Genomic DNA, 16,128 nt, shown 5'->3' with positions numbered 1-16,128 from the left:
TCGGAAAGACCGTGGTATCAGGGGAGGGTCAAAGAGCGAGATCAATTTCGCCGCCCCGAGAAACGCCCATTGACCCGTTGAGGGAACTCGATGACGAAATAGGGCAGTTGAGGACGCGACTGGCTGAAAAGTTGCGCCAGCAGAATGCTCAGCTTAGAGAGATGCTCAAGAGATTCGACGCAAGCTGAATTGCGTCGCTCGCACAGTTTGGGACACCATGAAAACACAGCAACGGAAATTTGTCGTCGAGTTCAAGTCAGCGCGGCGTCGATCGAAAACACAGTCGGCTTCCATCTGGGCCGGCACGGATCTTGAGGCCGCCGTCCGTGAAACGGCCTCGCAGACACCGAACCTTTTCGGGCCGAGCACTGTTTCGATACCTGCCGTCCAAGAAAGCCAAATCGAGTCGGTTCCGGTTCCAGTGCGATCAATTCATGTGTCGAGCGAAAGTCGCATCGACCAAACGATCCAGGTTCCGGTCGCCGCTTTTGAGGCTCCAACGGTTCAGCAAAAGGACAGCGTAACAGTCAGCTCGGATTCCAAGGCAGAGGTAATGGAACCTGAGGTCACTTCGCCAAATCAAAGTGCGCCTCCTCCCAAACAACGCGCCGCCCGCCAGAAAAATCGCGTCCCACAGGCGAGCAATCTGGCCACGCGCTCTGCGAACAGCGAAACGCAATTCGACGATATCGCTGACCTGGAGGAGGAGAACAGGCGGCTGAAACGACTTTTGGCAAAACGCCTTGGCCAGGAAAATCTGCAGCTCCAGACGATGCTTCGACGCTTCGGCGATTGATTATTGAATAACGAACCAGGGTCGGTGCGGCTCGTCCCGGCAAACCCGAGCCTGGTGAAGAATACCACATGCCGTCCGCTCGCTGAGTGGTGACACGGATAGGTGTGTGATGTTTCTTGAATTCGTTACTTCTTTGCCGGGATAGAAGAGCGAACCGTGGAATCCTTACACTTTAAATGTACGGGTCCCTGCGTCGAAGGCGAAAAGAAACCCCGCGAATTGGCGGGGCCGTTTAGGTGGAATTAAGAGGACGCACCAAAACAGGTGCAAGAAATAAACTAGCGCAGAAGTCGTATATGTCAACAAAAGGCCCCGCTTCAAAGGCGTTCCCCGAGTAAAAGCTCCTTGCCCTACTGCTGGAGTTTCGCCTGTTGTTGCCTCGGCAAATGCTGGCATCAGGTCACGCATTTGCCAAGTGGTCGAACAGCTCTCGAGCAATTGGAGTGGGATCGAATCCGGAGGCCACGCAAACGGAAAGATTTCGCCGCGCCCATGCGTCGGTTAGAGGCGTTATCCCGCAGTTGTAGGCCCGCTTGCACTGCCGCGCCACCGTGTCCGGCACGATAGCGACTCCAACGCCGTTACTTGCTGCTGCGCATATGGATTCAAACGTGCGGAGGCGGATCCGGTATCGGAGCACTACGCCCAGCCTCTCGGCTTGAGCGTCGAGATGGTCCTGCAATGCTCCGCCTTCCAGGCCTATGAAGTATTGCTCGGCGAGCCGCGCGAACGGGATTTCCTTTTCAGTCGCGAGCCAATGTGTCTTTGCTGAGACCACGACGAGTTTGCTCACCGCGAAAGGTTTAATGATTAAACCTTGGTGGCCAGCTGCATCCGACAATACGCCGATATCGGCGAAACCTGCAGAGACGCTTCGGGCGATTTCATGGCTTTGGCGCTCCCGCAGATCAATATCGACTTGCGGATGCGAAGCAAGCCACGCCGATAGGCGGATTGGAAGAACCTCGACGATGGCCGCAGTATTTGCGTTTACGCGAATACTCGCGCGTATGCCTTGTGCGAAGCGGCCCATCTCCCCACGCATTAGCGTCACTTGATTTAGAATCTCACGAGCGTGGTGCGAAAGCGCCTCGCCCGCTTCGGTCAATGTCACGCCCCGACGACCTCGTTCGAGCAGGCGTACGCCTCCGGTTGTCTCCATTTCCCGCAGGCGCTCACTCGCCGCCGCAAGCGAGAGGTTCACCTCCGCCGCTCCGTGGGTGATGCTGCCAGCGTCAGCAACAGCAAGAAAGAGGCGAAGATCGGTAAAGTCGAAGCGCATCCTCGAAGGTTACACTCCTCGTTGCCTTCGGTCCAGGCGAAGGCTGGAAACGGAACTGCCGCATTGTGGACGATGTCAGAAGTCGTAATGAGAAGAAATGAATGATGTCTCGATCTCATTGCTGCTCGCTGTCGCAGCTACATTTTTTTTCGCCGGTATCGTGAAGGGTATCACAGGGATGGGCCTTCCGACGGTCGCCATGGGCATTCTCGGCGGATTGTTGTCGCCCGTTACAGCGGCATCGCTGCTCATCATCCCCTCGTTCACAACGAATGTCTGGCAACTCATCGCAGGCCCGAGCTTTGTCGCAGTCGTGCGTCGGCTTTGGCCGATGCTGGCCGGAGTTTTTGTCGGCACACTCGCCAGTACGTCTGTGCTGACAGGTGGCGAAACCCGCCTGAGCACCGTCTTCCTCGGCCTCGCGCTTACGGCATATGCGATCTACACGCTGTCAGCCAAACCTTGCCATATTGACCGAACACACGAGTGTTGGCTCTCGCCCATGATTGGGTTGGCGACAGGCCTCATCGCTGGCGCCACCAGCGTGTTCGTCATTCCGGCCGTACCGTATGTCCAGGCACTTGGCTTTGAACGGGATGATCTCGTTCAGGCGCTCGGACTATCCTTCACGATTTCCACCATCGCGCTCGCCGCTGGGCTTGCTCTGCAAGGTACATTTCAGCTCGATGGAGTAGCGCTGTCGAGCCTCGCTGTTCTTCCAGCTCTGATCGGTATGTGGGCCGGCCAGTACATGAGGAAGGCGGTTAGCCCAGTGACGTTCAAGCGCTGCTTCTTGATCGCCCTTGCGCTTCTCGGGATAGAAATGCTGCTGCGAAGCGTTTAGTAGTCAGCCTCTCCTGGCATGACTGCTGGCCAGATCGGGACCGCGCATAAGGGGATCTCGCTTCAATGCTTATGGCCCTGAGAACATCGACGCTCTTGGCAGGTGCGATTGGGTTAGCCGGCGGCGAAGCCATCATAATCTCTCCCACCAGCTTCGATCGTGCTCGATGCAGCTATTTGTAACGCTCAGCGTTCAAAGGGCTCGCCGAGCGAGGCGACCCCATTCAGCTTCAACAGGCGACGATCTGCCGAAATGATGCCGAGCACGATGATGGTAACGAGGTAGGGCAGGCTTGCAAGAAGTTGCGAGGGCACGTTCAACCCTGTCGCCTGTGCGGCAAGGCCCATCAGGGAGATGGCGCCAAACAGGCACGCTCCGAGAAAGATGCGGCCAGTCAGCCACGTGCCGAAGACAACAAGCGCAATGGCAATCCAACCTCGACCAGCGATCATCCCGTCTGCCCAAAGCGGCGTGTAGACCACCGAAGCATAGGCGCCCGCAAAGCCTGCCATCGCGCCGCCGAAGGCTACAGCAATCACGCGAACAGCAATCACGTGATAGCCTATGGCGTGAGCAGCCTTGGGGTTTTCACCCACTGCCCGCACGACGAGCCCAACCTTCGAAAAGGCAAAAAGGGCCCAGATGCCGATCGTTGCGGCGAGCGACAGCCAGACGACAACGTCTTGAACAAAGATCCCACCGATGACCGGGATGTCGGACAGAAACGGAAGGGAAAGTTTGGGCAGGCCCTTGACCGTGAGGCTCTCGTAGGACTTGCCAAACAGTGCAGACAGACCCTGGCCAAGGATGCCGATCGCAAGGCCCGTTGCCACCTGGTTGGCCCTGAAGCCAAGGGCAATCAGCGCAAAGACCAGGGAAAGGGCGGCGCTGCCAAGCCCCGCGACGACAAACCCCGCAAAGTGCCCGCCGCCGTGATAGACGATGATGAAGGCCAAGGCTGCGCCAAAGGCCATCAGACCCTCTACGCCAAGGTTCAATACGCCTGCGCGCTCAACGACCAGCTCGCCAAGTGCCGCAAGAAGAAAAGGGGTTGCGGCTGCGAGCATGCCCGCAAGAATGAACTCGATGGCATTCATGATTGGCTCCGGTGGACGATCCGACGCCACTCAAGACGGTACCGGACGAAGGCGATTGCAACCAGGTAAGCGAGAAGGAGACTTCCCTGGAAAACCCGGACCGCGGCGATGGGCAGGTTTGCTGATACCATGGCATTGTCGCCGCCAATGTAGAGAGCGGCCATGAACAATGATGAGGCGATGATGCCGATTGGATGCAGTCCGCCCAGATAGGCGACGATGATGGCCGCGTAGCCGTAGCCGGTGGAAATTGACCGCTGCAACTGTCCAAGAGGCCCGGCGACCTCAGCGGCGCCGGCAAGACCTGCGGCACATCCACCGATCAGGAGCGAGAGCCAGATTGCCCAGCCTTCCTTGAAGCCGGCATAGGCTGCAGCACGCGGCGCCAGGCCTCCAACCTGAAGCTTGTAGCCGGCAAAGCTCCTCTGCATGAATATCCAGGCAGCCAAGGACAGGACGATTGTAATGATCAACGAGACGTTGACACGTGTGCCCGAAATCAGAAGCGGCACCATCGCGTCGTACTGGAACATGACCGATTGCGGGAAGTTGAAACCGTTCGGATCCTTCCAGGGGCCGAGCAGCAGGTAATTCAAAAGCTGTGACGCGACCAGGCTCAGCATCAGTGAAACAAGGATTTCGTTTGCATTCAGCCTGACACGCCAGAACGCTGTGAGTGACGCCCAAAGGGCGCCACCGACTGTCCCAAGGACAAGCATCAGGGGCCAAATCCACTGACCGGTTGCCTGAGGAAACCACACGGGAATTGCAGAGGCAAAAATGGCGCCGAGAATGAACTGGCCTTCAGCACCGATGTTGAACACCTTGGCTCGGAAGCCGATCGCGAGACCCTGCGCAATGAGCAATAGCGGCCCTGCTTTCAAAAGCACTTCCGAAAACGATGCCCACGACAGAAAGGGCTCAAGCAGCATTGCATAGACGACGGCGACCGGGTTGCGGCCCATCGCCACGTAGAGTGCGACATTCAGGATGGTTGCTACCACCAGCGCCAGGAATGGCGCAGCCAGCGTCGCAGAAAACGAAGCGCGTTCCCGGCGGACAAGCGTAGGCAGAAAGGCGGCAGACACGGCATTCATGCGATGACTTTCTTTGAAGCGTCTTGCGCGCCAATCATGTAGCGGCCGATTTCTTCGGGTTGCGTTTCCTTGGTGACAAGCGGCGGGCTCAATGTGCCGTGGTGTAATACCTGGATGAAATCGCAGAGCTCGAAAAGTTCCTCGAGTTCTTCTGAAATGACGAGAATGGCCATGCCTTCGTTGCGCAACGCGACAAGACGGGCGCGTATAGCGGACGCCGCGCCAACATCCACACCCCATGTGGGCTGCGCGACAAAGAGCAGCTTCGGCGCCAACATGATCTCACGGCCAACGATGAACTTCTGAAGATTGCCGCCCGAAAGTGCGCCGGCTTCGGCGTCGGGGCCAGGCGTGCGCACATCATACTGACGGATGCAATCCTCGGCAAAGGCAGACGCCCTTTTCCTGTCTATCAGGCCGTGACGAAGAAGGTTCAAAGGGTGGGCGGTCAATAGTCCGTTGAGTACGAGTGACATTTCAGGAACTGCTCCCCGTCCCAGCCGGTCCTCCGGAACGAATGCAAATCCAAGCTGGCGTCGGTGAGCTGCGTCGAGCCTTCCCACATCACGTCCCATCATGTAGATCCGGTCGCGCTGGTCTCTCGGGAGGGTGATCTCGCCTGAGATCAGCGAGGCAAGCTCGCTCTGCCCGTTGCCGGAAATGCCCGCTATCCCGAGGATTTCGCCAGAACGCACCGTCAGCGCAATATCAGAAAGCGGCACCGCAAAGGGATCTTCCGGCCGATGATGAAGGCCGATGATCTCAAGGCGTTTCTCGCCGCCTGAGAGCGGCACGGCGGCCATGGGTTCGGGCATGTCGCGGCCAATCATCATGCGGGCGAGGTCATGGGCATCGTGTTCTCGCGGGTCGATATGTCCCGTGACGCGGCCGCCGCGCAAAATGGTTGCCCTGTCACAGATAGCCCGGATTTCCTCGAGCTTATGCGAGATAAAGAGGATCGATACACCGCCGTCCCGCAGCCGGCGCAACGTCTCGAACAGCTTTTCAACCAGCTGTGGCGGCAAAACAGATGTCGGTTCGTCGAGGATCAGCAACCTCGGATTGGTCATCAGGCAGCGGATGATCTCTACTCGCTGACGTTCACCGACCGAAAGCGCATGCACGTGGGCGAGCGGATCGACTTCAAGGCCGAATTCATGCCCGAGAGCGCGGACACGTTTAACGAGATCGGCCTTTTTGCCAGGGACAACGAGCTGAATATTTTCAACGACAGTCAGGGTCTCAAACAACGAAAAATGCTGGAATACCATGCCGATACCCTTGGCACGTGCCTCCGCCGGGGAGGCAAGGGCCAAGGGTTCGCCTTCCCAGGCGACCGACCCGCTGTCTGGTTGCTCGACGCCGTAGATCATTTTCATCAGCGTCGATTTGCCCGCCCCGTTTTCGCCGAGAATTGCATGGATCGACTGTGGGGCCACGTCCAGATCAACGGCCTGGTTGGCATGGACCTGGCCGTAGCTCTTCGAGATGCCGCGAAGCGACAGGAGCGGGGCGGTCATGGCTTACTTTGGCAGCGGCGTGGTCACGCCCTTGACGTGCCAGTCCATGGCCACGATCTCTCCGTCGGTCAGGGTCTTGCCAGCGGCCGCGCCATCGCTGCCATCGGCCTTGCTGATCGGGCCGGTAAACGGTGAGAGACTTCCGTCGGCAATCTTTGCTTCCGCGGCCTTGATCTTCGTCATGGTTTCTGCGGGGATCGAAGGGTGCCAGTCAACAACCTCGACGACCTTGTCGGCAACACCCAGGAAGGTGTTTGCACCCTTGAACGTGCCGGCGAGATGAGCGTCGACGGATGCCTTGAAGAACGGGGACCAATCGGTGGATACGCAGCCAAGGTATGTCTTCGGCGCGTATTTCTTCATCGACGAATTGAGGTTGAATGCGTAGACGCCAGCCTCCTCGCATGCGGAGATGACGGAGGGCGTATCCTGTGCGTTGGAGAAGATCACGTCGCATTTTTGCGCAATCAGCGCCTTGGCCGCTTCCTGTTCCTTGGCCGGATCAAACCATGAGTTTACCCAGACGACCGAAACTTCGATGTTGGGGTTCACAGCCTGAGCACCGAGCGTGAACGCGTTGATCGAGGTAATCAGTTCCGGGATGGCGAAGGCGGACACGGAACCGAGCTTTCCGGTCTTTGACAGCGCGGCCGCCGCCATGCCAAGCAGATACGTCCCCTGGAAATACTTGGCAGCAAACGGCGAGAAGTTCGGGGCCACCTGGAAACCCGATGCATGCAATACGGTGACATCAGGGTTGCGGCGAGCAATCTGCAGGGCACCGTTTTGATAGCCAAAGGAGCCTGCGATCAGGAACTTGTTTCCGTCGGCGACTGTCTTGTTCATGATGCGGTCAGCATCCGGACCCTCTGCAATGTTTTCGACGACCGTCACCTTTACCTTGTCGCCATACGCTGCCTTGATCGGCTCCAGACCCGCAGCCAGCGCGTGACCCCAGCCAACGTCACCGATGGGCGAGGGTACGACGAGCGTGATCCCGAGCGGGCCGTCGGCCGCAAATGCGGCGCGACCACCAAATGCGCCGGCCAGGCCGGCAGCTGCAACGCCCTGCATCAGGGTTCTTCGAGAAATGTTTGTCATGCTGGTTCCCCTTCTTTGTGATTTTAGAGTTCGACAGTCGCAAGCGCAGCTTCAGCCTCAGCGAACATCCGGCTTTCATCGAGGCCGATGAACTCGCCCTTCTGCCATACAATGCGGCCATTGATCATTGTCAGGTCCGTCGGCATGCCGACACCGACCTTGGCCATCAGGCTCAGCGGATCATGGCGTGTGCCGACATAGTCCATCCGCCGCGTGTCGATCGCAAACAGGTCGGCGGCCATGCCGGGCGCCAACCTGCCTATGTCCTTTCGACCAAGCAGAGCCGCACCGCCCGCCGTCGCATAGCCCAGAAAATCAACCGGAGGCGGGACAGGGTGGTTGCGCGTCGATGCGGTCAGGCACTGCAGCATGTAGGCGGAGTGGATGCAATGCATCAGGTTCGAGTTGTCATTCGACGCAGCGCCGTCGCAGCCCAGTCCGACGCGAAGGCCAAAGGCTGCCATGGCGGGAATATCGGTTACTTCGGCGCCAACCAGATAGACTGGCTCCGGGCAATGCGAAACGCCGGTCCCATCCGCAGCCATCTTGCGCAGTTCGTCGTGGGTCAGTTCCCAGCAATGGGCGTAAAAGGCATCAGGCCCCGCAAAGCCCAGCTCTGCACAGTAATCTACGGTGCGCATGCCATGTCTGGCCTCGACCACGCGGCTTTCACCCTCCCCAACATGGGTGTGCATCTGAACACCACGATCACGTGCCAGGGCCACCGATTCCACGAAGGTTTCGCGGTAGCAGTTTACCGGCTGGCATGGGGCGACCACCACCTGGCGCATGCTGAAAGGTCGGGCATCGTGATAGGTGTCGATCAGCCGCTCGCAATCACCAATGAACTCGTCCGTCGTTTCGAGCATCGCGTCGGGAATGGTCGAGCCTTCGGATTTCGGAAGTGTGTTGCCACCGCGGCCGGCATGAAAGCGCATGCCCAGAAGATCGGCCGCCTCGAACTGGCGGTCGATCAATCTTTTGCCGGCATGCCTGGGGAAGCAGTACTGGTGATCGAAAGCAGTCGTGCACCCGTGCTTGATCATCTCGGCCATGGCGGTGACTGAGGAGTGATAAAAGCAATCCTCGTTCAATCGCGAAAAGATCGGATAAATGCGATCAAGCCACTCGATGACCGACAGCTTCGTCCAGTCGAGATCCGCACGGTTGCGCACAAAGCATTGAAAGAAGTGATGGTGTGTATTGACGAGCCCGGGATAGACGAACCAGCCGCTCGCATCTTGAACAATGGTACCGGTCGGCAGTTCGCCCTGTCCAAGATTGTCGCCAATTGCCTGAATGGCGGAACCGTTTGTCAGGACGTCAACATTGCGACGGGTCGTCTGGCCCTTGCCCTCATCGACGATAACCGCTGCGCAGTTCTTCAGAAGATAGCCGGTCATGTTACTCCTCGCCCGTTCCAATCTGGGGCTCGGGCTTCAACTCATGCAGTCGGTGTATGCCTGGCATCTCTATGAAGGCATCGAGCGCGCGAATGGCGCGCGACCAGCGCCGGATCGCAGGGTAGGGGTCAAGCGAGACACCGCCATCTGGCGCGAGCGCCACGTAGGGAAAGCACGCGATGTCTGCGACCGTCGGGCGATCGGAAGCAAGGAACGGCATGCCCCGAAGATTTTGCTCGACCAGCCCGGCTTCAAGTTCGCGCAGCGCAGCAACGCCCTGCGCTTGCAACAGGGCGATATCGCCCGGGCGATGCAACATCTCGTGGAGGCGCGCGCCACCAAGATTTGCGGTCAGCCGGTGAGAAAAGGAAAGCCACTGTTGCAGCCTGGCCGCCTGTTCGGCCGTTCCGTCCCCAAGCCACTCCGGAGCCGCCTTTCTTGCGAGGTACACAAGCATTGCTGACGATTCCGTCAGGAGCAGATCCCCGTCCTCCAGGATAGGGATGGAGCCAGCCGGGTTGAGTGCCAGAAGTTCGGCTTTGCGATGCTCGCCACCCGGATGAAAGTCGACCGGCCGGATATCCAGTGACAGCCCGGTCAGAGCCGCCATCAGGCGCACTTTGTAGCAACTGGGCGAGAGGATGTAATCGTAAAGCCTCATTGCGCCACCAACTGTGCGCCATAGGTGTAATTGTGGCGCTTTAGCCAACGTCGGTAGGCTACCGATGTCAGATCGGCGCGCGTCGGGATCTCCATGCCGGGGTCGAGTGGCAAAAGACGCGGGATCTGATTTTCAAGGATCGAGCGGTCCTGCAGAAAGATCGTCTGCTGGAAATGGATGAGGTCGGTCATCGATGTTTCATCGTCAAACAGCGCCATCCACGGCCAGACATCGCAAAGATCCTCGGCCAGCGGCTGGACGAAAAGAGTAATGACGTCCCATTCACTAGGGCGCGGTGGGCAGGTTTTATAAAGCACTGAACAGGTCGGGGCCGGCACGCGGTACATGTACTCTGTCGTAATCCCGCCGCTTGCCGACTTTGCTGCTTGCGGCTGGTAGAATTTCACCTGCGTTGCCCAGACTTCATCCTCGACGTCGCGAATTTCAACCTTGTAGTTCTGCACTTCCGTGTGCGGCTCTGCTCCGAGGATGTCAGTATGGACGAAAGGAAAATGAGCGATGTCGAGAAAGTTCTCGACCGCGCGAAGTGGCGAACAGCGAACGCGAACCACACCAACATCGACAAACCGGCGACCCGGTTGGTCAGCCTCGGGAATGGAAAAGATCTCCTTTTGAGGRTCTCCGATGGACGACCACACGTGGCCATAGCGAACACGTGACGACAAAACACGTCCGCCCGACGTCGTCACGATCGCATTGCCGTCAGGCCCGACAGAAACCTCGATCGGTTCGCCCATCAGGGCCGTTTTGTATGCGGTCGTTTTGACCTGGCTGAAGAGGCCGACTGGATACCACTCGTCGAGCATAGCTTCCTTAGCCATCACGAGATCTCCTTGCCTGAAGGTCTTCGGCACATCTGCGCAGGCTTTCGACGGCCCGCGACGCTGAGATGCGGTCACCGAGCGTGTTCTCGCCGTCAAGGAGTACATGGACGAGGGTGCGGCCCTGTTCCTGTTCGGAAAGCAGCAACCACATCGTTTCGGATTGCTGCGTTGCTTTTAGAAGGCCGGTCTCGTCTGATTTCGCGCCGGAAGCCGCCTCAATGGTGGCAACGTCGGCATGCATCGTTAGCGAGCGCAATGCAACGAGGCCGTCCAATTTCGGGGGCGGATGCACGGGTTCTCCGACGGCTACCCAGATCACGCCATCGGCTTCCTCGACCAGATGCGTCGCAACGCGGATCGTGTCGGGCGGGGTAAGACCAGGGTGAGCGGGGATGCGCAGGCAGTTTCCCGTCTGCGTGTAACTCCAGCCGTGATAGATGCAAGACAGCGCCTCACCGCGTACAAAGCCATAAGACAGGCGCATGCCACGATGGGGACAGCGGTCTGCCGATGCCGCGACCCGTCCTGAATCACTTCTCCAGAGGGCAATTGAGCCGGCTCTTGTGCGTGCGGGGATTACCGTCCCTGACGGCAAATCCGCAGAAAGCGCGACTGGCGTCCAAAGGCCCGTCGTATCGGCTGACATGGTAGAACTTTCTCAGCATTATCAAAGTTTTATCTGCTTCAAGGCTACCGCTCAGATAGCGGCGGTTCGTAGCGGACGGGAGCACGTTTGCATAATTTTTTCGCATTGGCAACGCTGATCAAATAACGTGCAGTGGAAAATTGAACGGCGTTGCAAGGCCTACTCTGCGTCGCTCTCGATCGGCGTGCGGAGTATGGTTTCCACCCATACATCAATAGGCCCGAGCGAGCATCCCACCTCCATCATGTCGATCAATTCTATCGGCCCGGCGACTTCGAGTTCGATCCGGTCTACACTTTGATGAGATATGGCCTGGGACAGGCCGAGCTTTGCTGCGTGACGACGGATCCACGGAACAAACGAGGCGGCTTGGAGGTCGCCAAGGATCGTCATTCGTTCGTGTAGGTGTCCGTGATGTTGAACTGTCATGAAAGTCTCGTGCTGGCGCCTCCTTAACACGATAGCGCCTAAATGGACTTTCGAAACCCCTTCTTTTTCCAGTTCACAGAATCCGGTTCAACATAAGAGGGCTTTGACATAGACCGGGTTGCTGATCGCCCGGCGGATCGGTTGGCTTGCCATATCGACGCTCTGGAGTTGCCAAGGGAGTGAACGTCCTTCGAGCGCCGCGGAGAATTCGGAAATCAAGCCTTCGCGGCTTGCAGCAGCGATGATTTCAGTGCGCAGAAAAGCCTTCGGCCTGCCGGTGAAGCCACCGGTCCAATCATCGGAACCTATCGTCTCGGTCGAAAGTATGCCGGTCGCGTCGATCCATACGAGCGTGTCGCCTTCCGCGCGTTTCGTTTCCGCCGTTGCCGTAACTTCGGCCTGCGTCGTCGACCCCATCGGCTGGCCATTGACGGTCAGAGCAAGGTGCGGACCGGTTGGGCTTTCTGTTACATAACCGCGCCCGGCCTTCATGGCGGCTAGGATCGCGTCTTCTGATAGTTCATCGAGCCATAGCACCGTCGTCGGTCGGGCCAGAGCCAGCGGTCCTTCCGGCATCAGCCGTGCAGGCTGATGAAAGTCGCTGCCGCCAATCGCTGAAATCTTGAGGCCAGAGGCGAGCCGGTCCTGATAACGGCCGAGTGATACCCAGTTCCAGGCCATCCAGTGAGATTGCCAGACTTCCATACAGTCGATCCTCGGCAGGTCATAGTCCCACTGGATCGTCGGTTTGTCGTGGTTGATCGAAAGAAGGCCACCATGGTCATGAACAAGACGCGACAGCGTATGGGCATGCTCAGGCTTCGTCATGCGGAAATCTATCCATTCATCGACACCGTAGACATTGGCATGTCCGACGGCGGTGGTGATTTCCATCGCACGCACAAAAATCAGTTCCGGCGAAGAATGCGGATGGAAATAACGTCGCTGGGTGATCGTGTTGTGGTCGGCGATCGCAAGGAAATCGAGGCCTGCCTGTTTGGCTGCGGCGTGCAGGAGTTCGGGCGAGCCGGCCGCATCTGAATGAAAGGTGTGGCAATGCAGGTCGCCGCGATACCAGCCCGCGCCCTGTCGCACCGGGAAAGTTCGTGCCGGCGGTGGCAAGAGTTCGCGCGATGCGCTGTCGAAGACGACTGTCAGCCGCACATCGGCACCGTCGGGCGGTACCTTGTAGAGGCCGAGCATCACCTTCCACACGCCGGCTGGGACTTCACCAGGAATGTAGCCCGGCGTCGCATCATCGGTCGCAACGAAGAAACGATCCCGCGCCCCGCCGCTCCAGCCGCGAAAACCGGCCGTGGTCGGATAGTCGCCGGCATGGGGATCGAGCATTCCGAGATCGATGATGCAATCGTCGGCCTTGGGGTAGCTCATTGTCACGTCGATGCGTGTCGTGTCGGCGGGAATATCGACGGGCACGTAGAAATATGGATCGGCGGCCTGATCGGCAGGGGTCACGTGAACGGTGATTTCGACCATGACGGCTTACTCGCCTATTGCCGGAATACGGGCGCCGGTCTCGTCGAACAGCGTCACGTGGCGGGTAGCGAAGGAGAGTGTGACCTGATCGCCGGTGCGTATTTCGTCGTCGGTGAAGATGCGCGCGGTCACCCGGCCGGAATCTGCGCGTTCCATCGTAACCAGACTTTCCGGCCCCATGTTCTCGTTGGCAAACAGCTTTCCGGCAATCGTATTGGCGTCGCCCGCTTCCGCCATTCGTAGGTGTTCCGGGCGAATTCCGAGCGTCATCTTGCCTTTCGCCGCAGCCTTGGCGATGGCATCGGACACAGGGAGGCTGGGCAGGGTCAGGCCGTCCGCGCGCAACCGCAGTTGCCCGCCATCGACCATTGCCGCCACCGGCACGAGGTTCATCGGTGGATTGCCGACAAAATTTGCCACGAATGTCGTAGCCGGCCGGCGATAAATCTCGATTGGCGGCGCAAACTGCACGATCCGGCCCTTGTCCATGACGGCGATGCGGGTCGCAAGCGCCATGGCCTCGGCCTGATCGTGGGTCACGTAGACGGCGGTCATGCCCATGTCGCGCTGCAGGTGGTTGAGGAAACCGCGGGCCTCGAGGCGGAGCTTGGCATCGAGGTTTGAAAGCGGCTCGTCGAAGAGATAGACCTGGCTCGGATAGACGAGCGCACGAGCAAGCGAGGTGCGCTGCTGTTGGCCGCCGGAAATCTGACTCGGCAGTCGCCTCATCAGGTCACCGATCTTCAGGACGTCGGCCACTTCTCTGGCGCGTGCATGTCGCTTGTCCTCGGTCTCGCCGCGCACCTTCAGCGGATAGGCGATATTGTCGGCGAGATTCATATGCGGATAAAGCGCATAGTCCTGAAAGACCATCGAGATCTGCCGATCCTTGGGATGCAGATAGGTGACGTCCTTGCCGCCGATCAAGACCTTGCCGGCGGAGGGAGTTTCAAGGCCGGCAATCATTCGCAGGCTGGTCGTCTTGCCGCAGCCGGAAGGGCCGAGCAGGCAGACGAATTCGCCATCGGCGATCGAGAAGCTGATGTCCGGCACCGCGGTAAACGAACCGAATGTTTTGGAGACGTTCTGGAATTCGACTGAAGCCATGAGAAAGGTCCAATTACGACTTGATGCCGCCGAAGAACCGGAAGCCAAACTTCCAGTTGACGAATAGGTAAAGCACAATGACGGGCAGCGAGTAGATGAGCGAATAGGCGGCGAGCAACGTGACAATCGGCGTACCGGCCTCCGAATAGAAGGAATAGATGGCGACCGAAGCCGGCATCAGCGTATCCTTGCGCAGCAGGATGAACGGGATGAGGAAACTTCCCCAGATGTTCACGAAGGCCCAGACGACGACCACGACGATCCCGGGCCGGATGACCGGTAGCGCCACATCGAAAAAGGCCTGGATCGGTGAGGCGCCGGCCACCATGGCGCTTTCCTCATAGGATCGCGGAATGGCGTCGATGAAGTCACGCAGGATGAACATGGCGGTCGGCAACAGCCCGCCAGCGAACACCAGGATGACGGCGAGATGCGTGTCAATCAGTCCGATTGCCGAGATGATCAGGAAGATCGGCACCATGGCTGCCGAGCCGGACACGACCGAGGAGAAAAGCAGGAGGATATAGGTGACCGCGCCCTTGCCGGGAATGGACGATCGCGACAGCGCGTAGGCCGCAAGTGTGGCCGCGCCGCCGACCAGAATGACACCCCCAAAGGCCTGGATCAGGCTGTTCAAGAGCGCGTGCATCGCGAAGCTGTTCTGGAACACGGTCACGAAATTGGACAGCGTGAACGGCGACGGAATGGCAAGGCCGAGTTCGGCACGCGCATTGAACGGCGCGAAGATGAACCACACAAGCGGCAGGGCGAAGACCACGCCGATCAGCGAGGCGACGACCGAAAAGACCGCGCGGCGCATATAGATGCTGCGGGAAATCTGCATCACTCGGCCTCCGCCTTCTTCTTCTTGGCGATTTGCAGGTAGATAAGCGCGAAGGCGAGGTTGATCAGCATGATGATTACACCGACTGCCGCGCCGCGACCGAATTCGAAGTCCTTGAAGGCAACCCGGTAGGTGTAGATCGACAGCAGCTCGGTCCGGTATGAGGGGCCGCCGCTGGTCAGCAGGAAGGGCGTGAAGACGTTGAATGTCCACATTGTGATAAGGATGAGATCTGTCACCACATGGCCGCGTATCAGCGGCAGGGCGATATCGCGCAGTTTCTGCCACGAGCTCGCACCGGCAACATCGGCCGCCTGAAAATAGCTCGGCGGTATCGACTGGAAGGCGGAGTTGAACAACATCATGGAGAAGGCCGCGCCCCGCCAGGTGTTGAAGACCACGATGACCCAGAAAGGCTGTTGCAGCAGCAAGTCGCCCGGCGGCAGACCGAGGCCGCGCATGATCATGTTCAGTGTACCATTGTCGTAATCGAGAAAGGCGAACCAGGCGAAGCCGATCACCACTTCCGGCAGGATCCAGGCCGCAATGACAGCCGTCTGCAGGAAATTCTTGAGCGTCGGCGAGACGGACTGGCTGAGCCAGGCAAGGATGAGCCCGAGCAAGGCCTGGCCGATCAGTGCCGAAAATAACACGAACTGGACCGTCAGGATCAGCGAAAAGCCGAACTGGCCGCGCGTAAAGAACGTCGCGGGGTTGAACAGCGTAAAATAGTTCTGCAGCCCGACAAAATCGGGATCGAGGGCCGTGCGGCCGAGTAGCGTTTTGTTTGTGAAGGAAACGACGATCACCCAGAAGAACGGGATGATGACGAAAACGCCGACCAGCGCGGCGGCGGGGGCGAGAAACACCGCGCCCGCGCGCGTGGAAAGCAGGGAGAATTTTTTCATGCGCGATTACCCCGTGGCAGCGCCTGCCGCGACGCGGAGGCCGGACCTTGC

15 protein-coding genes are annotated in these 16,128 nt (G+C 58.9%); 1 reads left to right on the top strand and 14 read right to left on the bottom strand.

The window, feature by feature from the left end; genetic code table 11:
- Positions 1-1,196: 1,196 nt before the first annotated feature.
- Positions 1,197-2,078, bottom strand: coding sequence for a LysR family transcriptional regulator (locus AC1DE4_RS13585; RefSeq protein ID WP_477881648.1), 882 nt, complete (start codon positions 2,076-2,078; stop codon positions 1,197-1,199).
- A gap of 97 nt (positions 2,079-2,175) precedes the next feature.
- Between AC1DE4_RS13585 and AC1DE4_RS13580 the strand changes: the two genes are divergently transcribed.
- The gene (locus tag AC1DE4_RS13580) at positions 2,176-2,922 is read left to right on the top strand and encodes a sulfite exporter TauE/SafE family protein (RefSeq protein WP_477881646.1); all 747 of its coding nucleotides are present in this window, start codon (positions 2,176-2,178) and stop codon (positions 2,920-2,922) included.
- A gap of 185 nt (positions 2,923-3,107) precedes the next feature.
- Here AC1DE4_RS13580 and AC1DE4_RS13575 read toward each other — a convergent pair whose 3' ends face one another.
- The 13 genes from AC1DE4_RS13575 to AC1DE4_RS13515 form a co-directional block, all read right to left on the bottom strand.
- Positions 3,108-4,019, bottom strand: coding sequence for an ABC transporter permease (locus tag AC1DE4_RS13575; RefSeq protein WP_477881644.1), 912 nt, complete (start codon positions 4,017-4,019; stop codon positions 3,108-3,110).
- Positions 4,016-5,116 carry an ABC transporter permease gene (locus AC1DE4_RS13570; RefSeq protein WP_192306396.1) on the bottom strand — a complete coding sequence of 367 codons (1,101 nt, stop codon included), beginning with the start codon at positions 5,114-5,116 and terminating at the stop codon, positions 4,016-4,018. Before AC1DE4_RS13570 ends, AC1DE4_RS13575 begins: the two co-directional genes overlap by 4 nt.
- Positions 5,113-6,636, bottom strand: coding sequence for an ABC transporter ATP-binding protein (locus AC1DE4_RS13565; protein WP_477881642.1), 1,524 nt, complete (start codon positions 6,634-6,636; stop codon positions 5,113-5,115). Before AC1DE4_RS13565 ends, AC1DE4_RS13570 begins: the two co-directional genes overlap by 4 nt.
- Before the next feature lie 3 nt (positions 6,637-6,639).
- A complete protein-coding gene (locus tag AC1DE4_RS13560) occupies positions 6,640-7,737 on the bottom strand; it encodes a BMP family ABC transporter substrate-binding protein (RefSeq protein WP_477881640.1) in 1,098 nt (365 codons plus the stop codon).
- A 23-nt stretch (positions 7,738-7,760) separates the two neighbouring features.
- Positions 7,761-9,140, bottom strand: coding sequence for an amidohydrolase (locus tag AC1DE4_RS13555; protein WP_477881638.1), 1,380 nt, complete (start codon positions 9,138-9,140; stop codon positions 7,761-7,763).
- Position 9,141: 1 nt separating this feature from the next.
- A complete protein-coding gene (locus AC1DE4_RS13550) occupies positions 9,142-9,801 on the bottom strand; it encodes a glutathione S-transferase family protein (RefSeq protein WP_477881636.1) in 660 nt (219 codons plus the stop codon).
- A complete protein-coding gene (locus tag AC1DE4_RS13545; RefSeq protein ID WP_477881634.1) occupies positions 9,798-10,643 on the bottom strand; it encodes an aromatic ring-hydroxylating dioxygenase subunit alpha in 846 nt (281 codons plus the stop codon). The genes AC1DE4_RS13550 and AC1DE4_RS13545 overlap by 4 nt, the downstream gene beginning before the upstream one ends.
- Entirely contained in the window at positions 10,636-11,292 is a 657-nt protein-coding gene (locus tag AC1DE4_RS13540; protein ID WP_477881632.1) for a Rieske 2Fe-2S domain-containing protein, read from the bottom strand. Before AC1DE4_RS13540 ends, AC1DE4_RS13545 begins: the two co-directional genes overlap by 8 nt.
- Before the next feature lie 159 nt (positions 11,293-11,451).
- Positions 11,452-11,721, bottom strand: a complete 270-nt coding sequence (locus AC1DE4_RS13535) for an acylphosphatase (protein ID WP_029867516.1) — start codon at positions 11,719-11,721, stop codon at positions 11,452-11,454.
- A gap of 87 nt (positions 11,722-11,808) precedes the next feature.
- The gene (locus AC1DE4_RS13530) at positions 11,809-13,218 is read right to left on the bottom strand and encodes a CehA/McbA family metallohydrolase (RefSeq protein ID WP_477881629.1); all 1,410 of its coding nucleotides are present in this window, start codon (positions 13,216-13,218) and stop codon (positions 11,809-11,811) included.
- A gap of 6 nt (positions 13,219-13,224) precedes the next feature.
- Positions 13,225-14,325: an ABC transporter ATP-binding protein gene (locus tag AC1DE4_RS13525; RefSeq protein ID WP_477881627.1), complete on the bottom strand. Its 1,101-nt coding sequence runs from the start codon at positions 14,323-14,325 to the stop codon at positions 13,225-13,227.
- 13 nt (positions 14,326-14,338) lie between these two features.
- Positions 14,339-15,169, bottom strand: a complete 831-nt coding sequence (locus AC1DE4_RS13520) for a carbohydrate ABC transporter permease (protein WP_018857924.1) — start codon at positions 15,167-15,169, stop codon at positions 14,339-14,341.
- Positions 15,169-16,077, bottom strand: coding sequence for a carbohydrate ABC transporter permease (locus AC1DE4_RS13515; RefSeq protein ID WP_477881625.1), 909 nt, complete (start codon positions 16,075-16,077; stop codon positions 15,169-15,171). The genes AC1DE4_RS13520 and AC1DE4_RS13515 overlap by 1 nt, the downstream gene beginning before the upstream one ends.
- Positions 16,078-16,128 lie beyond the last annotated feature (51 nt).

Source organism: Rhizobium sp. 10N414 (assembly GCF_056394785.1).
The sequence above is the reverse complement of the archived record's forward strand: the minus strand, read 5'-3'. Positions and strand labels throughout refer to the sequence as shown.